At 40.7% G+C, this 22,648-nt stretch carries 25 protein-coding genes; 19 read left to right on the top strand and 6 right to left on the bottom strand.

Features of this window, described 5'->3' with window-relative positions:
* Window positions 1-10: 10 nt before the first annotated feature.
* Window positions 11-469, top strand: a complete 459-nt coding sequence (locus MKY18_RS06900; protein WP_050945138.1) for a TlpA disulfide reductase family protein — start codon at window positions 11-13, stop codon at window positions 467-469.
* 470 nt (window positions 470-939) lie between these two features.
* Complete coding sequence (rok, locus tag MKY18_RS06905; RefSeq protein ID WP_044142051.1) at window positions 940-1,521, top strand: transcriptional regulator Rok; 582 nt, start codon at window positions 940-942, stop codon at window positions 1,519-1,521.
* 50 nt (window positions 1,522-1,571) lie between these two features.
* On the opposite strand, the gene MKY18_RS06910 is transcribed toward rok, so the two are convergent.
* Window positions 1,572-2,489 carry a sigmaE regulated sporulation protein gene (locus MKY18_RS06910; protein WP_065097188.1) on the bottom strand — a complete coding sequence of 306 codons (918 nt, stop codon included), beginning with the start codon at window positions 2,487-2,489 and terminating at the stop codon, window positions 1,572-1,574.
* 84 nt (window positions 2,490-2,573) lie between these two features.
* On the opposite strand from MKY18_RS06910, the gene MKY18_RS06915 reads away from it, so the two are divergent.
* The 6 genes from MKY18_RS06915 to moaD are packed head-to-tail and all read left to right on the top strand — an operon-like array spanning window position 2,574 to window position 6,708.
* Window positions 2,574-3,155 carry a molybdenum cofactor guanylyltransferase gene (locus tag MKY18_RS06915; RefSeq protein ID WP_185107989.1) on the top strand — a complete coding sequence of 194 codons (582 nt, stop codon included), beginning with the start codon at window positions 2,574-2,576 and terminating at the stop codon, window positions 3,153-3,155.
* A gap of 29 nt (window positions 3,156-3,184) precedes the next feature.
* A complete protein-coding gene (locus MKY18_RS06920) occupies window positions 3,185-4,201 on the top strand; it encodes a thiazole biosynthesis adenylyltransferase ThiF (protein WP_185107987.1) in 1,017 nt (338 codons plus the stop codon).
* A gap of 9 nt (window positions 4,202-4,210) precedes the next feature.
* Window positions 4,211-5,488, top strand: a complete 1,278-nt coding sequence (gene glp / locus MKY18_RS06925; RefSeq protein ID WP_260564573.1) for a gephyrin-like molybdotransferase Glp — start codon at window positions 4,211-4,213, stop codon at window positions 5,486-5,488.
* On the top strand, window positions 5,470-5,994 hold the full coding sequence (gene mobB, locus MKY18_RS06930; protein ID WP_065097413.1) for a molybdopterin-guanine dinucleotide biosynthesis protein B: 525 nt from the start codon (window positions 5,470-5,472) through the stop codon (window positions 5,992-5,994). Before glp ends, mobB begins: the two co-directional genes overlap by 19 nt.
* Complete coding sequence (locus MKY18_RS06935) at window positions 5,991-6,482, top strand: molybdenum cofactor biosynthesis protein MoaE (protein WP_044142044.1); 492 nt, start codon at window positions 5,991-5,993, stop codon at window positions 6,480-6,482. Before mobB ends, MKY18_RS06935 begins: the two co-directional genes overlap by 4 nt.
* A complete protein-coding gene (gene moaD / locus MKY18_RS06940) occupies window positions 6,475-6,708 on the top strand; it encodes a molybdopterin converting factor subunit 1 (RefSeq protein WP_065097192.1) in 234 nt (77 codons plus the stop codon). The genes MKY18_RS06935 and moaD overlap by 8 nt, the downstream gene beginning before the upstream one ends.
* A gap of 46 nt (window positions 6,709-6,754) precedes the next feature.
* Here moaD and MKY18_RS06945 read toward each other — a convergent pair whose 3' ends face one another.
* Complete coding sequence (locus MKY18_RS06945; RefSeq protein WP_003211488.1) at window positions 6,755-7,132, bottom strand: hypothetical protein; 378 nt, start codon at window positions 7,130-7,132, stop codon at window positions 6,755-6,757.
* A gap of 517 nt (window positions 7,133-7,649) precedes the next feature.
* Here MKY18_RS06945 and MKY18_RS06950 point away from each other — a divergent pair.
* The 8 genes from MKY18_RS06950 (at window position 7,650) to lepB (ending at window position 15,942) form a co-directional block, all read left to right on the top strand.
* On the top strand, window positions 7,650-8,276 hold the full coding sequence (locus MKY18_RS06950; protein WP_342497790.1) for a YIP1 family protein: 627 nt from the start codon (window positions 7,650-7,652) through the stop codon (window positions 8,274-8,276).
* Between the two features lie 9 nt (window positions 8,277-8,285).
* Window positions 8,286-9,392: an efflux RND transporter periplasmic adaptor subunit gene (locus MKY18_RS06955; protein ID WP_268507298.1), complete on the top strand. Its 1,107-nt coding sequence runs from the start codon at window positions 8,286-8,288 to the stop codon at window positions 9,390-9,392.
* Window positions 9,389-10,090, top strand: coding sequence for an ABC transporter ATP-binding protein (locus MKY18_RS06960; RefSeq protein ID WP_217013110.1), 702 nt, complete (start codon window positions 9,389-9,391; stop codon window positions 10,088-10,090). Before MKY18_RS06955 ends, MKY18_RS06960 begins: the two co-directional genes overlap by 4 nt.
* Window positions 10,077-11,270 (top strand): ABC transporter permease, encoded by a 1,194-nt coding sequence (locus MKY18_RS06965; RefSeq protein WP_044142039.1) that lies wholly within the window; start codon window positions 10,077-10,079, stop codon window positions 11,268-11,270. Before MKY18_RS06960 ends, MKY18_RS06965 begins: the two co-directional genes overlap by 14 nt.
* Before the next feature lie 321 nt (window positions 11,271-11,591).
* Window positions 11,592-12,347: a DeoR/GlpR family DNA-binding transcription regulator gene (locus MKY18_RS06970; RefSeq protein ID WP_003211999.1), complete on the top strand. Its 756-nt coding sequence runs from the start codon at window positions 11,592-11,594 to the stop codon at window positions 12,345-12,347.
* Entirely contained in the window at window positions 12,344-13,255 is a 912-nt protein-coding gene (gene pfkB / locus MKY18_RS06975; protein WP_065097198.1) for a 1-phosphofructokinase, read from the top strand. The genes MKY18_RS06970 and pfkB overlap by 4 nt, the downstream gene beginning before the upstream one ends.
* A gap of 13 nt (window positions 13,256-13,268) precedes the next feature.
* Window positions 13,269-15,158, top strand: a complete 1,890-nt coding sequence (locus MKY18_RS06980; protein ID WP_342497791.1) for a fructose-specific PTS transporter subunit EIIC — start codon at window positions 13,269-13,271, stop codon at window positions 15,156-15,158.
* 211 nt (window positions 15,159-15,369) lie between these two features.
* Window positions 15,370-15,942, top strand: coding sequence for a signal peptidase I (gene lepB / locus MKY18_RS06985; RefSeq protein WP_034620046.1), 573 nt, complete (start codon window positions 15,370-15,372; stop codon window positions 15,940-15,942).
* Between the two features lie 65 nt (window positions 15,943-16,007).
* On the opposite strand, the gene MKY18_RS06990 is transcribed toward lepB, so the two are convergent.
* Entirely contained in the window at window positions 16,008-16,283 is a 276-nt protein-coding gene (locus MKY18_RS06990; RefSeq protein WP_034619939.1) for a hypothetical protein, read from the bottom strand.
* A gap of 143 nt (window positions 16,284-16,426) precedes the next feature.
* On the opposite strand from MKY18_RS06990, the gene MKY18_RS06995 reads away from it, so the two are divergent.
* Entirely contained in the window at window positions 16,427-18,046 is a 1,620-nt protein-coding gene (locus tag MKY18_RS06995) for an ATP-binding cassette domain-containing protein (RefSeq protein WP_065097200.1), read from the top strand.
* 40 nt (window positions 18,047-18,086) lie between these two features.
* On the opposite strand, the gene MKY18_RS07000 is transcribed toward MKY18_RS06995, so the two are convergent.
* From MKY18_RS07000 to mreBH, 3 genes are all read right to left on the bottom strand, one after another.
* Window positions 18,087-19,319 (bottom strand): aminopeptidase, encoded by a 1,233-nt coding sequence (locus MKY18_RS07000; RefSeq protein ID WP_065097201.1) that lies wholly within the window; start codon window positions 19,317-19,319, stop codon window positions 18,087-18,089.
* Between the two features lie 105 nt (window positions 19,320-19,424).
* Window positions 19,425-19,556: a protein YkpC gene (locus tag MKY18_RS07005; protein WP_003210922.1), complete on the bottom strand. Its 132-nt coding sequence runs from the start codon at window positions 19,554-19,556 to the stop codon at window positions 19,425-19,427.
* A 74-nt stretch (window positions 19,557-19,630) separates the two neighbouring features.
* Window positions 19,631-20,638 (bottom strand): rod-share determining protein MreBH, encoded by a 1,008-nt coding sequence (gene mreBH, locus MKY18_RS07010; RefSeq protein ID WP_012009812.1) that lies wholly within the window; start codon window positions 20,636-20,638, stop codon window positions 19,631-19,633.
* Between the two features lie 276 nt (window positions 20,639-20,914).
* Here mreBH and MKY18_RS07015 point away from each other — a divergent pair, with 276 nt between their 5' ends.
* Both MKY18_RS07015 and MKY18_RS07020 read left to right on the top strand, forming a co-directional pair.
* A complete protein-coding gene (locus tag MKY18_RS07015; protein WP_034325036.1) occupies window positions 20,915-21,193 on the top strand; it encodes an AbrB/MazE/SpoVT family DNA-binding domain-containing protein in 279 nt (92 codons plus the stop codon).
* A 144-nt stretch (window positions 21,194-21,337) separates the two neighbouring features.
* Window positions 21,338-22,648: an ATP-binding protein gene (locus MKY18_RS07020; protein ID WP_185107983.1), complete on the top strand. Its 1,311-nt coding sequence runs from the start codon at window positions 21,338-21,340 to the stop codon at window positions 22,646-22,648.

The raw sequence follows: 22,648 nt of genomic DNA on the forward strand, positions 1-22,648 counted from the left end.
GCGCTTCATAATGAAATTACGTCAACCAATGCCAGAACTAACTGGTGCAAAAGAATGGTTAAATGGAGAAGTAACAAAAGAAGATCTGATTGGTGAGAAACCAACATTGATTCATTTCTGGTCAGTCAGCTGTCATCTTTGTAAAGAGGCAATGCCTCAAGTCAATCAATTCCGTGATGAATACAAGGATCAACTAAACGTGATAGCCGTTCATATGCCGCGTTCAGAGGATGACCTAGATCTGGATAAGATCAAGGAAGTTGCGAAAGAGCATGAAATCACGCAGCCAATTTTTGTGGACAGTGATCATAAATTAACAGAAGCCTTTGAAAATGAATATGTACCAGCATATTATGTATTTGATAAAACAGGTGCTCTGCGCCACTTCCAAGCTGGCGGAAGCGGAATGAAAATGCTTGAGAAACGTGTCAATCGAGTGCTTTCTGAGTCTGAAAAGGCTGCAGAATAGGCTTTCCCCCATAAATGGGGGTTTTTTCATGGACAAAAATAGGCGACCTATTGCACGGAATGGACTTCGCCTTTCTAAGAAAAGCGAAATTGAGGGAGTTTATAAAAAAATATTCCTGAAACAAAAAGGTATAACGACCTATTTACATTTTTGTTTTGAAATGAAAATGTAAAGATTTTAACTTTTTACTATTCAGAACGTTTTTGCACAAAAGAAATTTCAGTTTGGTAAATAACGATGTAAATCAAGTAGTATAAGTGTTTATTCAAATTTTTTACAATATTTTAAGGTTTGTCAAAAGCCTTTAGTGGCAATGAAATGGATGCCGATTGTTCCTCTTTGGCAAAATTTTAGTTGAAAATACCTATCTGATAACAAACTGTAAAATGATAAAAAAATAGTTGATAAAATTAGTTTTCTAATCTAATATTTACTATAGAATATTTTTTATATGATGAGGGGGAAATCCATTGTTTAATGAGAGGGAAGCGTTACGATTACGATTGGAACAATTAAACGAAGCAGAAGTAAAGGTCATCCGTGAATATCAAATTGAGCGAGATGCGATTTATGCAAAATTAAGAGAATTAGACCGTCAAGGAACAGGTCTAGTGTCAGATACAAAAAAAGAAGTGCGTACAGAAAGAAAAACGGATTCACTGCCTGTATTAGCTGAACTGGCTGCACAAGAAATGAGAAGCTACCAGCCGCCTGCACAATCACAATCAAATTCTGCATCAACTTTAGGAACAGGACAGCTAAACGGTGCACCTGTAGGTATTCCTGAAGGATCTACAAGACGCAGAAGAGGCACAGCTCGCCCTGGTTCAAAGGCAGCTAAGCTTCGTGAAGCTGCGATTAAAACGTTAAAGCGTCATAATGCAGCGATTAAAAGCTCTGAACTTCAAAAAGAAATTGAAAAAGAGAGCGGTCTTGAAATTCCAAATATGACAACGTTTATGCAAAGCTTAATTAAAATGTATCCTGAAGTGAAAAAGCCATATCGCGGACAGTATATTTTAGAAGGCGATATTCAAACAGAAGACGAATAAATAAAAAAGAAACTGCTGACGAAAAGCCAGCAGTTTTTTTATTGCGAGCATTACTTTTTTTGATCAACTGTATAGACAATTTTTCGTTCCTTTGACAGGTGATCACGCTGTTTTTTGAAGCCTTCAATCTTCACTGTCATGACTTCTCCATTTTGCTGCACCGCATCGACTTGTGCTTGGAGTGTTTGAACTTGTTCGTTCAGCTTTTTCAAGATGGGTTCGATTTCTTCCGTTGTTTGCAGGAGGCTGTCTCGAGAGAATGGCTGTGAATTTGCTTGGGCTGACTGGTCAATATCAGCAAAATGAGATGCGATCCATTCCTCACTTTCTGCTAACTGCTTTTGATAGCTTGTGAGTGTTTCATAAAAAATCGCTTCCTTTGCTTTTTCGATTTGCAGTAATTTCTCTTGTGTTTCAAAAAAACGCTCCTGCAGGTGTTTAACGCCTTCCTGTAATAGATTGAGCTCTGCGTTTTTATCACCTAATGTTTGCTGCAGTTTCTCAATCACAGCGGATAAAGTATTTCCTTTTTTCTCCTCTTTTGCAAGCCGTTTATCTTGATCCTGCATCCGTTCATTTAATTGTTGAGAGATTTCTTTATATTTGACTACTTTTAAATGCAGCCGGTGTTTTTCTTCCGTTTCTTTCCTTCTATGAAAGGTTTCTTTTTGGAGCATTTCATGAAGAAGGACTATTTTATGTAATAATTCAGATTTGCTGTAGGAAAGATCCTGTATTTTTGAGGCTGCATCGTCTTGATCAATGGTCATTTCATCCAATTGTTGTTTTAATTGCGTGTAATCCTTTTTCATCTCGTGATATTCTTGAGTTAACTTCTTATTTTTAGCATACGTATATGAGGACTGTAAATCAGCGATCATTTGTTGATATTTGGCTGTTTCCGCTTTTAAGTATAAATTCTCTTGAGATAGGTCATGGAATAGGGGAGAAGCATGGCGCCTTTTCATCGATAGACCCTCCTTATTCATGTTACCAATAAAGTATGCGAGATGAGTGCGATTAGAACAACCATATCAAAGGAGGGTGAGCGGATGGACGTAGTCAATGTCATTTTAGCTGGAGGAGCATCCAGACGTTTTGGAGAGCCAAAGGCAAGTTATATGTATCAAGGAAAACCACTATATGAGCATGTGAAAAAGCAGCTTTTGAAAGGACAGACAGTTATCATCAGCCATCCATCACTTCTAACTTTTTTTAAAGAAAGAGGTGAACGAGATGTGTGGTTGGATGATGATCAGGTTCGCGGATGCGGGCCGCTTGCCGGCATGTATACGGCGATGCAAAAGCAAGAAGCAGCATGGTATTTAATGACGGCATGTGACATGCCTTTCATACGGAGGGAGACCGCCGAAGCATTATCGTCCTATTGCAGCGATCATGCAGATGCTATCATCCCGCTTGTTCAGGGCAGATTACAGCCTTTATTTGCGCTTTATCACCGCCGCTGTCTGCCGTCCATTGATGCGTGTTTAAAAGAGAATCAATTAGCCATGAAAGAGTTGCTTCAAAGGCTTAAGGTGCGTATCGTCCCAGAGGAGCAACTGAACGCAACACCAAATGAATTTCGAAATATCAATAAAAGAAGCGATTTACCTGAAAACGGTATGATATGATACATAAAAATGGTGAGGAGAGAACAGCATTGAATGACCGATATTCAAGACAAATCTTGTTCCCTCCGGTTGGGGAAAAGGGTCAGCGTGCGCTTGCTGACAGTCATGTTCTAATTGTTGGAGCGGGTGCACTTGGAACGGCCTCTGCGGAAGGGCTTGTCCGGTCTGGGATCGGCAAGTTGACGATTGTTGATCGTGATTATGTAGAGTTTTCAAATTTACAGCGGCAGCAGCTGTACACAGAAGATGATGCAAAGGCACATGTGCCAAAAGCAGCTGCGGCAAAAAAACGTCTCCAAGAGATCAATCATGAAGTGACCATACACGCCCTGATTGAAGATGCAGGGGTGGAGCTGTTAAGACCGTTATTTCAAAGCGCAAATATTGTCATTGATGCGACGGATAATTTTGAGACGAGAATGATTATGAACGATTTATCGCAGGAAACGAAGACGCCGTGGATATATGGCGCTTGTGTGAGCAGTCAGGGGTTGTATATGACCATTTTACCGGATAAAACGCCGTGTTTATCGTGTGTCTTTACAGAACTGCCTGTTGGCGGCTTGACGTGTGATACAGCGGGGATTATTTCTCCAGCAGTTCAGATGGTTTCTGCTTATCAGCAAACAGAGGCGCTAAAGTATTTAACAGGACATGAAGATCAAATCGAACGGAAATTTGTCACATTTGATCTTTGGCAGGCGACATCGTTTAAAATGGATTTGTCTCTTACTAAGCAGAAGGACTGTCCATCTTGCGGCAAAGATAGAACCTATCCTTATTTACACGAGCAGCGTAAAAAAACGACGATTCTTTGCGGGCGGGATACAGTCCAAGTTGTATCTAAGGATCTAGCTAATCTATCATTTCAGCATGTGAAAGATCGACTGTCATCCATTTGTGAGGTGGAAGTGAATGACTTCTTAATCCATGTCCGCTATGAATCTTATCGTATTGTCTTTTTCAAAGGTGGACGTGCATTAATCCATGGGACAAATGATGAAAAAGCAGCCAATTCATTACTAGCAAAACTGCTAGGGATATAGGAGTGAAGTGTGATGGAAAGACGTCAGCCAATTCCAGTACAAGAAGCCATTCAGAAAGTCCATCAATATGAAAAGCATGGAGAAGCAGAATGGGTGCCCTTAAGAAATAGCCTTGAAAGGTTCATTGCAGAAGATATTTTGGCAGATCATGATGTGCCTGCATTTGATCGGTCCCCGTATGATGGTTTTGCACTTCGGGCAGAAGATACAAAAGAAGCGTCAAGCGAGCATCCGGTTGAATTTGAGGTCATTGATCATATTGGGGCAGGAGTGGTCTCAGCAAAAACCATCGGTCCCTTTCAAGCCATTCGTATCATGACAGGAGCAAAAATCCCGAATGGAGCAAATGTCGTCATCATGCTTGAGCTGACTAAAACCTTTGAAAAAGATGGAAAATCCTACATGTCACTTAAAAGACCGCTGAAAAAAGGGGACAATATTTCTCGTCAAGGAGAAGAGGTACTTGAAGGGAATGTGATGCTCAAAAAAGGAACCAAAGTAACTCCGGGCGTTACGGCCTTATTGGCGACATTCGGATATGCGGTAGTTCCAGTTGTCAAAAAGCCAGTGATCGGCATCATCTCAACAGGTACAGAGCTTCTTCAAGTGAGTGATGCGATGGTGGACGGGAAGATTAGAAACAGTAACCTTAGTATGGTTTATGCCCAGATCCTTAAGGCTGGGGGAGAGCCGCTTGATTTAGGCGGTGTGTCCGATGAATTTGACAAAAGCTATCATGCAGTCAAAGCAGCCTTAAGCAAGGTAGACTTCTTAATTACAACAGGCGGAGTTTCTGTAGGTGATTTTGACTTTCTTCCTGCAATTTATGAAAAGCTGGGAGCTCAGGTGCTATTTAATAAAGTGGCCATGAGACCCGGCAGTGTGACGACGGTTGCTGCAATGCCAAATGGTCAACTGCTGTTTGGGCTGTCTGGAAATCCTGCTGCCTGTTTCGTTGGCTTTGAATTATTTGTGAAACCGATGATCTATAAATGGTCTTTCAAGACACAGTCGTTACCCGATTTTGCTGAGGCGAAGCTGACACACGATTTCCCAAAAGCCAATCCGTTTACTCGATTTGTTAGAGCGGCACTTGAGTTCACTGGCAGTCAGCTCAGTGTGACCCCAACAGGTCTCGATAAATCAAGTGCCGTGACCTCAATAGCAGAGGCTAACTGTTTCATCGTGCTGCCAGGTGGAACAAGAGGTTTTAAGGCTGGTGATCAGGTGCATGTTCTGCTGTTTCAGCACGAAGGCGAGGGTTCCCCATGCTGGATGACACATTAAGCATATTACAGGTGGTCGGTTATCAAAACAGCGGAAAGACGTCGTTGATTGAAAAGCTCTGTCAGCTGGCTGTAATTGATGAACTGAAGCTAGGCTGTTTTAAACACCATGGACATGGCGGTAAACCAGATCGTCTTTTGAAAGAAAAAGACACCGATCGATATGTCGGGGCAGGTGCATTTGCCACTGGCGTAGAAGGAGAGGGTGAATTTCACTTTTCAATGCAGCACATCACGTTAAAGCAATTGCTCAACATGTGTCAGTATCTTCCATTAGACGCGGTCTTGATAGAAGGGTATAAACAGGCACCATACCGCAAAATCGTTTGTGTGAAGAATGAAGAGGAGCTCATTGATCTTTCAACACTTTCCGATATACAAGCAGCTATTTATTTTTCTCAAGAGTTTCAGTTAGCCAAAAATTACTCTTTTCCAGTGTTTTCAGCCTTTGAAAAGGATGCGCATACATTTTGTTATAACTTATTGAAGGGAGGTGGCTCTATTTGAGTGAACTTTTTAAAATAACAAAAGTGCCGATTGATGTGAATGAATTGATTCAGCATGTGACAAGGCGGAAGGCAGGGGCCATTACGACGTTTATCGGGACGGTCAGAGAGTGGACAAACGGTAAGAAAACGTTGCGCTTAACTTATGAAGCTTACATACCAATGGCTGAAAGTATGCTAAGTCAAATTGGACAAGAAATCAAGAAACGATGGCCTGATACTGAAGCAGCCATTGTGCACCGGATCGGGACACTTGATATAACGGATATTGCTGTTGCGATAGCCGTTTCATCTCCTCATAGGAAGGCTGCATACGAAGCGAACGAATATGCCATTGAGCGAATTAAGGAAATCGTTCCGATTTGGAAAAAAGAATATTGGGAAGACGGGGAAGCCTGGATAGGTGATCAGCTTGAAAAAGTTTCATATCCAGAGGGGAAACCTAGCGATCTTCAACTTGCAAAGAAAGAAGGTGATCAGCTTGATTAGTGTATTATTGTTCGCCGGCCTTGCTGAGAAGGCCGGTAAACAACAAATCATCATTCAAAAAGATCAAACAACGGTTGATGAGATTAAATTAGAATTACAGGAGGTATATGGTGTTGATGCTGCACAAAATGTGATGGTTGCAGTCAACGAACTATATACGAGGGGAAACGCTGAAGTGCGTAGCGGGGACACTGTTGCATTCATTCCTCCTGTAAGCGGTGGATAATAGATATTAGAGGATTTGGTTATGGCCAGCGGCTGTAACCAATTTTTTATGTGTGAAAAGATTGTAGAGGTATTTGGGTGTGATCTTCGTAAATAAAACATCCCCTTCGTGCTTTAGATATGTGAGGATCGAGCTGCTGAATCAGATCATACAATTCACTAATTCGTCTCACATTGAAATCTGTCTGGGCTTGAAGCTGTTCTTTTAATTCTTTTGTGCTCACAATGCTACCCTTTTTCTCTTTAATAATATCTACACATCTGGCAGCGTAGTATATTTTGTCATTAGATGGTCTGCTTTCTTTCATATCAAGTAATTTGAGCTCATGATAAATCAGTTCTCTTTCCTTTCGAAAGTATTGCCATGCTTCTTGTTCCTTTTCATAAAGTAAAATCAATTGCGTTTTCAATTTTTCTCTTAACATTCACTTGACTCCATTTCCACTATCATTTAACCTACCTCTATTTTACATTATATGAAAAAATAACTTTTGATCAAGTAAAATCATTATATTTTTAATTTTTTAATATGAAAGTATTGTTACTAAAGGCTCATTTGTTCTATAAAAGAAACCATTCGTAGTCCTATAAAGCCGGGATTTGTTGAAATTACTAGGATTATTTTAACAAAAAATTGTTGTGTCTCACGAAGACTATCCAAATTCAAAGGAAAAGGATATTTATTCCGAAAGACATGTGTTTTTTTGATAAAATGTTTTTAGGTCAGTAAAACCTCTATTTTTTGATATGAATATTGTCTGGTCATGGTGTCATTTGGAGGTTGTCATTCATGATAATAGAATAATAGATCATTTTTTTCCGCAATGAAAATAAGAAAATCAAATCATCCATCACTTATTGGCAATCTTTTGATAAAATAGAAAGAATAAGAGAGAGCATGTGCGTTTGCATACTTGCATGACATAGAGAGGGTGACATTTGATGAAAGAAAATATGCAAAAGCCTACGATCATTGGAGTGAGCATAAGACCTTCAGAGCACCTGAAAAGATTATGGGAAAATCCGGTGGTTTGGTGGCCTTTATCCTGTGTACTTCTTTTAACAGTGATTGTCACTTATTTGTCAGAGCTGGTGAATGAAGGAATGTGGGCAGATTTAAGCTTGCCGGTATCGGTCGTTTATGTGGTGACGCTAATTGGTCTACTTCTCGGGCTTGTGATTAATGCTGCAATATATAAGTTCATCGTATTTTTAGCAAAGGGTGATGCATCGTTTCAGCAGCTATTTTCAGCAGTCCTTTTTATTACACCAGTTACGATCGTTGGTACGATTATTTCTCATCTGTCCATCATTCTGTTCCATGTGCCAAAAAACATCACAATCACCTCATTAAATGCACTCATTCAAACGCCTGGTCCATGGCATGCTGTGCTTGCCAATATTGATCTATTTGTGATCTGGAACCTTGTTTTAACAGGCTTTTTATTGATGAAAGTTGGCCATATATCGCCAAGAATCGCTTGGACCATTATAGGAGTCTTTTATCTCTTATCTATCATTTTTCAATATGTAGGAACTGCAATCACCATATCAGTAAGCTGGGGGTAGAATGTCTTTATGAGAAAGAAAATCATCATCGGATCCATTTTTATTATTGTTATCGGTCTATTTATTGGCTTTAACATTGCGAAAAATCAATCAAAGCCTGCTTCGTCAGCAGCTATCAAAACAGTAAAACCTACGCAAAAAGAAATCACCACTACGGTCATGACGCCAGGGACACTTTCATTCTCTGAAGAGCAGTTCATTTATGCAGAAGAGGAAAAGGGACACTTGAAGGGGATTTCTGTGAAAGAAGGAGAAAAGGTAAAGCCAGGAACGCCGCTTCTTACATATGAAAATAGAGAGCTGGAGCTTGAAGAAGAGCAGCAAGCTCTTGCGGTTGAATCCAGTACGTTAAAACGCGAACAATTACAAAATAGATTGAGCGAATTAGATAAAAAACAAGGAGGCGACTCCGCTGCCAATCCTAAAACCGAGCGAGACCAGCTTGAACTAGAGCTGAAAGCGGCTGAATTAGAACAAAAACAAGCAGAGATCAGCCAAGAAAAAGTAAAAACACAAATAGAAGATTTAATCGTACATAGTAAAATTGCCGGTACAGTCATTTCCATTGAGCAAGAAGGAGGGGCAGGAAAGCCGGAAGAAAGGCAGCCGATCATTCATATTGGCAATGAGAAAAAAATGATTGTGCGAGGATTGATTTCTGAGTATGACGCCATAAAAGTGAAAAAGAAACAAAAAGTAAAGATAACGTCTGATGTCATTCGCGGAAAGAGCTGGCAAGGGGTCGTGAAAAAAGTGGGGGTTGTACCTGCTCAGGCAGCATCTGAAACAACTGCAGGTGATCAAACGGTGCAATATCCAGTTGAAATCGAAATAAAGGGAAAAAAACCTGAAGCAAAACCTGGTTTTAAAATGATCATGGAAATTGAAACAGATAAGCGTCAAGCCCTAACGATTCCTGAATCAGCTGTAAAAAAAGAGGATGATGGACAATATGTATATGTTGTCAAAAAGAATGTACTTAAAAAAGTAAAAGTGGAGCTAGGGGAAACGTCAGGTCATGATCTTGAAGTGACAAAAGGTGTCATAGCAGAGGATCAAATCATTTCTCATCCATCAGATGACATGTATGACGGAATGGAAGTGAATGCTGAATGATTCAGCTTTCAAACGTGACAAAAAGCTACGAGGTTGCCCAAGAATCATTTGATGTATTAAGTGAGGTCGATCTTGTCATCGAAAAAGGCGAGTATATGTCCATTATGGGCCCGTCCGGCTCTGGAAAATCGACGTTAATGAATATCGTTGGCTGTTTAGACCGGCCAACTACAGGACAATATCATTTTCAAGGAAGAGAGCTGTCAGCAGCAAAGGATCAAGACCTCGCAGTGATTCGAAATCAATTCATTGGATTTGTCTTTCAGCAATTTCATCTGCTGCCGAGGTTAAATGCGAGGCGTAATGTTGAGCTTCCGATGATTTACGCTGGTATCAGTCAAAAGGAAAGAAAAGAACGCGCAGAGATGGCACTTGAAAAGGTTGGTTTGACAGACCGAATGAAACATATGCCAAGTGAGTTGTCGGGAGGACAAAAGCAAAGAGTGGCAATAGCCCGTGCAATTGTCAATAAGCCGCAGCTTATCTTAGCAGATGAACCGACAGGCGCTCTTGACTCAAAAACAAGCTTCTCAATCATGGAACAGTTTACTAAGCTGAATGAGGAAGGGACAACGATTGTGCTTGTCACCCATGAAGAAGAAATAGCTGCATATACAAATCGGACGGTCGTTGTAAGAGATGGCCGACTCGTTGAAGATAGATTGACACAAGGGGACGCTATGAATGAAACTCTTTGAAAATATCAAAATAGCGATGAATTCTGTTTTAGCTCATAAATTACGTTCTATTTTAACGATGCTTGGGATTATTATTGGTGTTGGATCAGTCATTGCGGTCGTGGCTATCGGTCAAGGCGGCGAGCAAATGCTAAAAGGGTCAATTTCAGGTCCAAACAATACCGTTGATATGACGTATACGCCGTCTGACGAAGAGTTAAATGCAAATCCCAACGCTTTATTCGATGCCACATTTACTGAGGAAGACATAAAAAGTATTAAGACAATCAATGGGGTGAATCAGGTTGCCTCTTCGACTGCGCAAGGAATGCAGCTGAGATTTCAAGATACAACAGTGGATGCGACAGTTAACGGTATAAATGAAGGGTATACGAATGTACATTCATTACAAATAGCAGAAGGGCAGAATTTAAGAGATATTGACTTTAGAAGCGGCAGAAGAGCCGCCCTCATCTCTGAAGGCTTACAAAAAGAATTATTTAATGGACAGAAGGCATTGGGCGAAATGATTTGGATGAACGGACAGCCGGTTGAAGTCATCGGTGTTTTAGCCAAACAAAAAGGGATGCTCTCATTCGATATGAATGAAATATATGTCCCTTTTGCAATGCTCACCTCCACATTTGGGATCAATGAATACGATAAGTTGTCAATTCAAGTCGCACATGCTGATCAAATGAAGGAAGTAGGAAAGAGTGCGGCTGCATTATTAAATGAAAATCATCATACAGAAGATGCTTATGAAATGATCAACATGGAAGAAATCGCAGAAGGCATTGGTCAAATCACGTCTGTTATGACCACAATCATTGGCTCAATAGCTGGAATTTCTTTACTTGTCGGCGGTATCGGCGTGATGAATATCATGCTTGTTTCTGTGACAGAGAGGACAAGGGAAATCGGTATTCGAAAAGCGATTGGAGCAACGAGGGCTCAAATACTCGTTCAATTTTTAATTGAGTCTGTCGTCTTAACCTTGATCGGCGGGTTGATGGGGATTGCACTAGGTATAGGCGGTGCCTCGTTAGTATCACTCATTGCCGGCTGGCCGTCCTTAGTATCTTGGCAAATCATCTGTGTAGGTGTGCTGTTTAGTATGTTTATTGGGATTGTTTTTGGGTTAATTCCTGCGAATAAAGCAGCAAGACTAGATCCGATTGATTCTCTTAGATATGAATAATTTCGAGAAGAACAAAAGTATACAAACAGTGTGAATTCCGCTGTAATCAAACATCAAAAGCTTTTATGCACATCGCATAAAAGCTTTTTTTAGTTCTATTGAATGAAATGAAAAATGATAGAAATGCTAAGATCATGACTTTCATCTTAATGTCACATATTTTTCAGTTTACAAATGGTACATATAAAGGTAAGATGACCATTGTGAAAGATTTTGATAGTTATTGAATGTATTTGATTGTTTTGTATTGATAATGTTGAAAAAAGCGATTACAATAAAGGTGCGCGCAAAATGAATACGTTTTCAAAAGGGGGTGTTTTCATGTTAACACCGGAAAGACATCAACTCATTATCGACTGTTTAGAAGAAAATGATGTCATCAAAATACAGGACTTAACGATTATGACGGATGCGTCTGAATCTACTATTAGAAGAGATTTATCAGCCCTTGAAGAAAAAGGATTTCTTAAAAGAGTTCATGGGGGAGCAGCCAAGATATCAAGTATCCGTCTTGAACCAGATGTATTTGAGAAATCTGCCAAAAACCTTCAAGAAAAGTCATTGGTTGCAGAGGCAGCTGCTTCACTTTTAAAACAAGGTGATTGTATTTATTTAGACGCTGGTACGACCACACAGCAAATGATTGAATATATCGATCCAGAACAAGATATTGTTGTGGTGACAAACGGTGTTATGCACATTGAAGCACTCATGAGAAAAGGCATTTCTTTTTACCTGATAGGCGGATCAGTGAAACATCGAACAGGAGCCATGGTGGGAGCCGCAGCTTTGACGGCGATGGAAAATTACCGTTTTGACAAAAGCTTTGTTGGGACGAACGGCATTCATCCCGAGGCAGGGTTTACAACACCTGATCCAGAGGAAGCGCTCATGAAAAAAAGGGCCATGAAGCAGGCGAAAAAAACCTATATCTTAACAGATGCCTCTAAATTTGGCGAAATATCGTTTTCAACCTTTGCTAGTTTACAGGAAGCCACCATTATCACAAACGACGCAAAAGAGGATTCATTCGATAATTACCATGAAAAAACGGTTATAAAGGTAGTGAAAACATGATTTATACAGTTACTTTAAACCCATCAGTTGATTACATCGTACACGTGGAGGATTTCGCAGTCGGCGGTTTGAATCGTTCAACCTATGACAAAAAATATCCAGGCGGAAAAGGGATCAATGTCTCAAGGCTTTTAAAACGTCACGGTGTTGAATCAAAAGCGCTTGGATTCATAGGCGGATTTACAGGCAAATATATTCAAGACTTTTTACAAAACGAACAATTACAAACAGCCTTTCACGAGGTGTCAGAAGATACACGAATTAATGTGAAACTAAAAACAGGTGAAGAAACCGAAATCAACGGACTCGGCCCATTAATTACTGAAGCGCAATTTGAGTCGTTTCTGTCTCAATTTACCTCATTGATTGAAGGAGATGTCGTTGTGTTAGCTGGCAGCATTCCTTCTTCGTTGCCTCATAACACATATGAACGTATTGCTGAAGTGTGCGAAAAGCAAGGCGTTAGAGTTGTTCTTGATATTTCCGGGGAAGCCCTTAAAAAAGCAGCAGGCTTGAAACCGTTCTTAATGAAGCCAAACCATCATGAACTAGGTGAAATGTTTGAGACGAGCATCTCTACTGCAGAAGAAGCCATTCCTTATGGGAAGAAGCTGTTAGAACAAGGTGCTGAACATGTCATCGTATCCATGGCTGGAGATGGCGCTCTCTTATTCAGTAAGGAAGGGATTTATCAGTCCAATGTTCCAAAGGGTACGCTTGTTAATTCGGTTGGTGCAGGGGATTCAGTCGTTGCAGGATTTTTAGCCGGCGTTTCGAAAGGCCTTTCGATTGAAGAATCATTTAAGCTTGGCGTCACATCAGGCAGTGCTACAGCATTTTCTGAGGAGCTTGGGACAAAAGAGCTTGTCGACACACTATTACCACAAGTAAAAGTCACACGCATTTAAAGGAGGAGTCATCATGAAAATAACAGAACTACTCACAAAGCAAACCATTAAGCTTCAATTAGACAGCCAGCAGAAAGAAGCAGTCATTGAAGAACTAGTCACTGTTTTAGATACAGCTGGCAAGTTAAATGATAAAGAGGGCTACAAAGAAGCAGTGATCAACCGTGAAAAACAGAGCTCTACTGGTATTGGTGAAGGAATTGCTATCCCTCACGCTAAAACAGCAAGTGTCAAAGAGCCTGCCATTGCATTTGGCCGCTCGGTAGCTGGTGTAGATTATGAATCACTGGACGCGCAGCCGAGTCATCTTGTCTTTATGATTGCAGCAACTGAAGGCGCAAACAACACGCACTTAGAAGCACTTTCTCGTTTATCAACACTTCTGATGCGTGAAGAAATCAGAAAGCAGCTTCTTGAAGCGGCTACTGAAGATGAAATCATCGATATCATCAATACGCATGACAAGGACGATGAAGAAGAGGAAGTTCAAGAGGAGCCGGCTGCATCAGGTAAACCAGCTAAGATTTTAGCAGTAACAGCTTGCCCAACAGGTATTGCACATACATTTATGGCAGCAGATGCTTTGAAAGAAAAAGCGAAAGAAATGGGCGTTGACATTAAAGTCGAAACAAACGGCTCTGGTGGTATTAAACACGCTCTTACGGCAAAAGAAATCGAAGAAGCACCAGCCATCATTGTGGCAGCGGACAAGCAAGTTGAAATGGAACGCTTTAAAGGCAAACATGTCATTGAAGTACCTGTGACAGCAGGAATTCGTCGTCCGCAGGAATTGATTGAAAAAGCAGTCAATCAAGATGCGCCGATCTATAAAGGATCTGGCGGCAGTTCTTCAAAAGACGAACATGAGTCATCTGGCAAAGGGAGAAGTGGTTTCTACAAGCACTTAATGAGCGGTGTAAGCAACATGCTTCCATTTGTTGTCGGGGGCGGTATCCTTGTTGCAATTTCATTCTTCTGGGGTATTAAATCGGCTGACCCTAATGACCCTTCATTTAATTCATTTGCAGCTGTTTTAAAAGGAATTGGCGGAGATAATGCACTTGCCTTAATCGTGGCTGTATTAGCCGGATTTATTGCGATGAGTATTGCTGATCGTCCAGGTTTTGCGCCAGGTATGGTCGGTGGATTTATGGCGTCAGCAGCAGGTGCAGGATTCTTAGGTGGACTCATTGCCGGTTTCCTTGCTGGTTATGTCGTTGTGTTACTTAAAAAAGTATTCACTTTCGTACCGCAGTCGCTCGACGGGATTAAACCGGTTCTGCTCTATCCATTGTTCGGTATTTTCTTCACAGGTATCATTATGCATTACGTTGTTAACACACCAGTAAAAATGGTGATGGACGGATTAACTCATTGGCTTGAAACTTTAGGTACTGGAAACCTTGTCTTAATGGGCATTATTTTGGCAGGTATGATGGCGATTGATATGGGTGGGCCAATTAACAAAGCGGCTTACACATTTGGTCTTGCAATGATTGCTGCTGGAAACTATGCACCGCATGCTGCCATTATGGCAGGCGGAATGGTACCACCATTAGGTATTGCACTTGCTACAACAATTTTTAGAAATAAATTCTCAAAACGTGACCGAGAAGCAGGAATTACATGCTACTTCATGGGAGCTGCCTTCATCACTGAAGGGGCGATCCCGTTTGCAGCGGCTGATCCTCTACGCGTGATTCCTTCAGCTGTCATTGGAGCAGCTGTGGCTGGCGGATTAACGAAATTCTTTAGAGTCACGCTTCCTGCACCGCACGGCGGACTATTCGTTTTCTGGGTAACAAATCATCCGATACTTTATATCATCAGCATCTTAATCGGTGCCGTTGTAACAGCGATTTTACTTGGTATTTTGAAAAAACCAGTGAAACTAGAAGCGTAAAGTAGAAGAGAAGCATCGTGAACAGCGGTGCTTCTTTTTGTTTAATTATGAACAAATTAGGAAAAAATATCTAATTGAATGGTTGTCTTGTGAATTTTTAAATGACATGTGATAAAGTAAAGTTATTCAATTCACGTTTCAAGTCTTTTAGCAGAAAGTCTTAGGAGGAAGCAGTATTTTGAACGAAGAAAACAAACAAAACGAAAATGATATTCAATCTGATGCAAAGCAAGCCAAAACAGAGAAGAAAAGTTCACTGTTTGAATGGATCAAAGCCATTTTAATTGCACTTGCGCTCGTCTTGCTCATCCGTACGTTTATATTTGAGCCGTATGTGGTGGAAGGAGAGTCAATGGAACCGACCCTTCATGATGGGGAAAAGCTGTTTGTCAACAAAACCATTAACTATCTAGGTGGTGTCAAACGAGGTGACATCGTGATTATTAATGGAAAAGATGGCCAGAAAATTCATTATGTAAAACGATTGATCGGTCTTCCGGGAGACACGATTGAAATGAAGGATGATACGCTTTACATTAATGGTAAAAAAGTAGATGAGACTTATTTAAAAGAGAACAAGGCACATGCGAAAGAGTATGAAGTGCATTTGACAGGTGATTTTGGTCCAGTGAAAGTACCGAAAAACGATTACTTTGTGATGGGGGACAACAGACTCAATTCCATGGACAGCAGAAATGGACTTGGACTCATTGAAAAGGATCGGGTTGTCGGGACATCAGAATTTGTTTTCTTCCCATTTGGCGACATTCGGCAAACAAAATAAAAGCACCCTTCTCAGGTGTGTGAGAAAAGTGCTTGAATGGGCGACCCTTAAAAGAAGGGTCGCTTTTAATTTGGCGTGAGCACTGTAACAATGAGCACAATAGCCAACACAGAAGCGAAGACAGACCCAGTAATGGCTAAAACGGACCGAAACAATCCGATCTTATGATTTTCTTTCCCTCGCTTTTGTAAAAAGCGTTTCGAAAAGATGTGTACCAGTGTGTAAATAAGCACAAGCCCAATATAAAGGCCAAAATCCCTCGCATTAAAGCCTGTTGCAGATAAATAAATACCCATAAAGAAAATCAATAAACAGTATTCCATCAGTGTAAGTAATCTCAAATCGCACGAACTCCTTCAATAAATCATTCCCACTTATTATACCATATTGGACAATTTGCCTTCGTTCTTAGTGAGAGACGTTTCTATCAAACGTTATTCATGTTATACTTCATAATGATGAATGAGTGATGGAGGATTAATAAATGATTGCAGTAAATAATGTTAGTTTGCGATTTGCTGATCGTAAACTATTTGAAGAAGTAAATATTAAATTCACTCCTGGCAACTGCTACGGTTTAATTGGTGCCAATGGAGCTGGTAAATCAACGTTTCTAAAGATTCTTTCAGGTGAAATTGAGGCTCAGACGGGCGATATTCATATGAGCCCTGGTGAGCGTTTAGCGATTTTAAAACAGAACCACTTTGAATACGAAGAATTTGAAGTATTAAAAGTCGTCATGATGGGTCACAAGCGTTTATATGATGTGATGCAGGAGAAAGATGCGATCTATATGAAACCTGATTTCTCAGATGAAGACGGGATTCGTGCAGCAGAGCTTGAAGGTGAGTTCGCTGAGTTAAACGGCTGGGAAGCAGAAAGTGAAGCAGCGATCTTATTAAAAGGTCTTGGCATTCCAGAGAGCCTTCAATCGAAGAAAATGTCTGAGCTTGGTGGTTCTGAAAAGGTAAAAGTACTACTAGCCCAAGCGTTATTTGGCAAGCCTGACGTCCTTCTTCTGGATGAGCCAACGAACCACTTGGACTTACAAGCCATCCAGTGGCTAGAAGAGTTCCTTATTCATTTTGAAAATACCGTCATCGTCGTTTCGCATGACCGTCACTTCTTAAACAAAGTGTGTACACATATTGCGGACCTAGACTTCGGAAAAATTCAAGTATATGTCGGTAACTATGATTTCTGGTATGAGTCTAGCCAGCTAGCGCTGAAACTCAGCCAAGATGCAAATAAGAAAAAAGAAGAGCAAATTAAGCAGCTTCAAGAGTTCGTTGCCCGGTTCAGTGCGAACGCTTCTAAATCGAAGCAAGCGACCTCAAGAAAGAAATTGCTTGATAAAATCTCTTTAGACGATATTAAGCCCTCTTCACGTAAATATCCGTATGTTCATTTTGCGCCAGAGCGTGAAATCGGAAATGATGTCCTTCAAGTAGAAGGTCTATCGAAAACAATTGACGGTGTGAAAGTACTTGATAACGTCAGCTTTATCATGAATCGCGAGGATAAAATTGCGTTCCTAAGCCGTAATGAGCTTGCTGTGTCTACTTTATTTAAAATTCTTGCTGGTGAGATGGAGCCAGACAGCGGGACATATAAATGGGGCGTCACAACATCTCAAGCCTTTTTCCCGAAAGACAATAGTGAATACTTTGAAGGAAACGATGTCGATTTAGTGGATTGGCTTCGCCAATATTCTCCTAATGATCAAAGCGAAAGCTTCTTACGCGGATTCTTAGGACGTATGCTTTTCTCTGGGGAAGAAGTAAAGAAAAAAGCAAGCGTCTTATCAGGAGGAGAAAAGGTTCGTTGTATGTTATCGAAAATGATGCTGTCAGGAGCGAATGTACTGCTTCTGGATGAGCCGACGAACCACTTAGACCTAGAATCCATTACGGCGCTAAATAACGGTTTAATGAGCTTTAAAGGAGCGATGCTCTTCTCATCTCATGACCATCAGTTTGTTGAAACAGTGGCAAACCGTATTATCGAAGTGACGCCAAATGGCATCGTCGATAAACAAACAACATATGATGAGTTCTTATCAGATCAAGAGATTCAAAAGAGACTCGTTGAGCTTTATGCGTAAATAAGAAAAGACATCCAATTGTGGATGTCTTTTTTTTCGATTAAATCGCCCAATTCCCATTACGGAAGATCGGTTCACGTTTTCCGTCTTTTGTAATACCGTCAATATTCATTTCCTTTGAACCAATCATGAAATCGACGTGTGTGATACTGTTGTTTACACCAGCTGCATCCAATTCTTCACGATTCATCTCTTTTCCGCCTTCGATATTGAACGCATATCCGCTGCCGATGGCAAGGTGGTTCGATGCGTTTTCATCATAAAGGGTATTGTAATAGAGAATATTCGAGTTTGAGATTGGTGAATCATCTGGTACAAGAGCAACTTCACCTAGATAATGAGAGCCTTCATCTGTTTCAACGAGCGAAGTTAAAATGTCTTCGCCTTCCTTCGCTTTCACATCGACAATTCGGCCATTTTCAAATGTTAAAGTAAACTCATCAATGATATTTCCTGCATAGCTGAGCGGTTTTGTGCTTGAGACAGTCCCATTTACACCGTCTTTTTTAGGTACAGTAAAGACTTCTTCAGTCGGCATGTTAGCCATGAAAGAGACGCCGCGCTCACTCACGCTGCCGGCACCTACCCAAATGTGCTGCTCAGGGAGCTCAATCGTTAAATCAGTGCCAGGAGCATCATAATGAAGCTTCTGGTAGTGGCGCTCATTTAGGATTTTGACCTTTTCATTTAGCGACTCATCGTGCTTTTTCCAAGCCTCCACAGGATCTGCTTGATCAGCGCGAGCGACTTTAAAGATTTGATCCCATAATAAAGCGACAGCTTCTTCATCTGTCTGGTCAGGGAAAATCTTTTTCGCCCAATCTTTTGATGCAGCGCCTACAACCGTCCAAGCCACTTTGTCTGATTGAACGTATTGGCGATATGTATGAAGGGCGGATCCAGCGGCTTTTTGCTGTGCGGCGATTTTTTTCGAATCAATGCCTCGCAGAAGGTCAGGGCTTTCTGACAAGATCGTGATAAAAGCGCCGCCGCGTTTTGCGATGGTTTCCATCATCTGTGCTTCCCATTCTGGGAATTGCTCAAACACATCTTGCGGTGCATGTTCATATTTTAAACGAGCAAGAACACCGTCACTCCAGCGGATATGTACGTTTTTCGCCCCGCGCTCATACGCATGTTTCGCAACAAGACGAACAAGGTCTGCAGATTCAGTAGATGCAGATACGACGACTTCTTGTTCTTTTTGAACATTCACACCGACTTCAACGATGGTCTTCGCATATTGATCTAGTTGTTTTTCAAATGAATTCATAAAAACCCTCCTTTAGTCATGTTCATCATATCAGATTTAAGACCGAAAAGGAAAATGGGGAGCACGCGAAAAGCCAAAATAAAAAAGCCGCTTTCATGCGGCTTTTTAGCGGTTCAGTTGTTTCACAGGCTGTGCATTAGAAGGGGGCATATGTGAAAACGACAGGCTCATTCCTCCTAATATAATACCCGTTAAAATGACTGTGACAACGACCCGTTTACCTAAATCAAGCAACATGTTCTTCCTCCTTCACGTTTATCCATTCCTCACGATATGATCGAAATGATAAAAAAAGAAGTAGAACAAGAAGATTATTTTAATGTTTTTTGCAATTTATGAATGACTTCTAGTGAACGACCTGTTCCGATTGCGACAGATTCAAGTGGATTTGCTGCAATATGAACTGGAACAACAATCTCCTGTGAGAGCCATTCTTGAATCCCGTTTAACAAAGCGCCACCGCCAGTTAAGATCACGCCGCGGTCTACGATGTCACCACTAAGCTCTGGAGGGCTGTCCTCTAATGTGGCACGAATCGCCTCTAAAATATGAAGAAGTGACTCTCGCATGGCACCTTGAATTTCATGAGATTCAAGTGTGATCGTTTTTGGAAGGCCTGTCACCAGATCACGTCCACGTACTTCTAATGACTCTGGCTCATGCTCAATGAGACCATAACCAATTTCCATTTTAACTTGCTCAGCTGTCCGCTCGCCGATTAATAGGTTATATTTCTTTCGCACAAATGTAATGATATCTTCATCCAGCTGATCTCCACCAATTCGAATGGAATGACAAGAGACAACGCCGCCAAACGAAATGATGGCAACTTCCGTTGTTCCTCCGCCAATATCGACTACGACGTTTGCAACAGGCTCATCTACTGGGAGATCAGCGCCGATTGCGGCTGCAACTGGTTCTTCAATTAAATGCACGTGCTTTGCTCCGCAGTTTTTCACAGCATCACTGATGGCACGGCGCTCAACAGCTGTTGAACCAGAAGGTGTACATACGACGACCGTTGGTTTTCTGAAGGTAAACCCGATATTTTTCCCTGCTTTTTTCATGATTTGTTTGAGTAAATCTGTTGTCATATCATAATCAGCGATGACACCGTCTTTCATCGGACGGATCGCCACAATTTTCCCAGGAGTTTTCCCAATCATTTCTTTTGCTTCTGTTCCGACGGCAAGTACAGTTTTTGTTTCTGTATCGACTGCCACGACGGACGGTTCATTTAAAATAATTCCCTTATTTTTACTATAAACCAATATGTTAGCTGTTCCTAAATCAATTCCAATTTCGGCATTTTGAAACATGTTTTCACCCAATCTCTATTTTTGCTGTTTTAAACAATTTTACATTTAAAAGTTCAGAGGGTTGAGGTCATTTGTGGGGGTTTGTGATGACCTTGAAATGAACTTGTAAAATTCAAGTATCATTTTGACAATCACAATAAATTTTCCCTTTGTTTTTTCTTTTGTGAAAAAAATTTTCAAGTTGGAGAAACCTTTCGTGAATCTCTTACGTCTACGATATATCAATTGGTGAAAAACAGATTGATCTTGAGCTAATGAAAGAAAGAGGGAACGAAATTGAAATCTATCGGAGTCGTAAGAAAAGTAGATGAACTAGGGCGTATTGTGATGCCAATCGAATTGAGAAGAGCACTTGATATTGCTATTAAAGACAGTATGGAATTTTTTATAGATGGAGATAAAATCGTCTTGAAAAAATATCAGCCTCAAGGTGTTTGTCTCATGACTGGTGAGATTACTTCTGAGAATCATGAATATGGAAATGGTAAAATTAATTTAAGCGCTGAAGGCGCAGAACTACTGCTAAAAGAGCTGCAAGAAGCCCTTCAACAGTAATGAAAATAGCCTGCTCTCTTTCTTTGTGCGGAGAACAGGCTATTTTTTATGAAAAAAGTTCCTTAAAAATGCCCCATCTCCCTCAAAAAATAAGTGGAAAATGGTACAATTGACAAAGAATCTCAGGGCGGCAGGTGGAATCATTTGAACAAAACATATCAAGTGCGGATCGTGTTATCTGTTCTTGCATTTATTTTAATATTAAGCTGGGATTTCTTTTATTATCTAGGCGGCTATCAAATTAATTGGCCGCTCGATCTAGCCTTTACAGTCCTTGTTCTAACAGGGATCTGGGTTGTCTCAGGCTATGTAGACCGCTTAAATCTATTTGTGTCAGACTTAAATACGAGAGAGAAAGAAGCACACGAACTGACAGAGCGGCTGAATCGAATCACAGATAACTTGCAAGAAATCGTCTTTGAAACAAACGAAAAAGGTGAAATTATTTTTTTGAATCAAGCATGGACACAAATGACAGGATATGACATTGATGAATGTCTAGGCACCATGTACAATCAGTACTTTGATCAAGAGGAACGCGTGGTGCAGCATTTGTTATCTGTGATCAAGGAGCATAAGGATGCGGGGCGGGTAGAACTGCAGCTTCTACATAAAGAGGGAAAGAAGGTATGGGGAGACGTTCATTACAAGCTCTATTTTGATGAGCATCACCAGTTTACCGGAGGAATTGGAACAGTAGCAGATATTACGAAACAAAAGCAGGCAAAGCTTGAGCTTGAAAGATCCAATCAGCAATTGCAAATGCAGGCGCAAAAGCTGGCCGTCGCTGGACAAATAGCCGCTGGAATCGCCCATGAAGTCAGAAATCCACTGACATCAGTAAATGGTTTTTTACAGCTGATGAAGACACAATATCCTGAAAGAACCGATTATTTTGACATTATCTTCTCTGAAATTAAACGGATTGATTTTGTTTTAAGTGAGCTACTTGTATTGGCTAAGCCTCAATCGGTCCATTTTCAAGAAGTTCAGCTTCATGAGCTTCTAGAACAAGTGATTACTTTATTAAAAACAAATGCCGTTCTTTCAAATATTGATCTCAAGCAGCCATTTAAAAGGCAGGATGCCGGCGCAATCCTAGCAGACGCTAACCAAATGAAGCAGCTGTTCATTAATTTAATCAAAAATGCGATTGAGGCAATGCCTGAAGGTGGTAGCATATACATATCTACAGAAAAAGTATTGAATGAATGGAAGATTACCATTCAAGATGAAGGAAAAGGGATGTCTGAAAAGGATATTCAAAAAATATATGATCCTTTCTTTTCAACGAAAAAAGAAGGGACAGGGCTTGGTCTGACCATCTGTGCGACGATTTTAAAAGATCATCACGGAACAATGGACGTATCCAGTGAGCTTGGAAAAGGCACAGCTTTTCATATTTATTTGCCTGTGTGTCAAAAAAGCAGACAGCAGCAAGTTGAGAGGACGTGA

It is taken from the genome of Bacillus sp. FSL R7-0672 (assembly GCF_038601465.1).
Classification (GTDB): domain Bacteria; phylum Bacillota; class Bacilli; order Bacillales; family Bacillaceae; genus Bacillus; species Bacillus pumilus.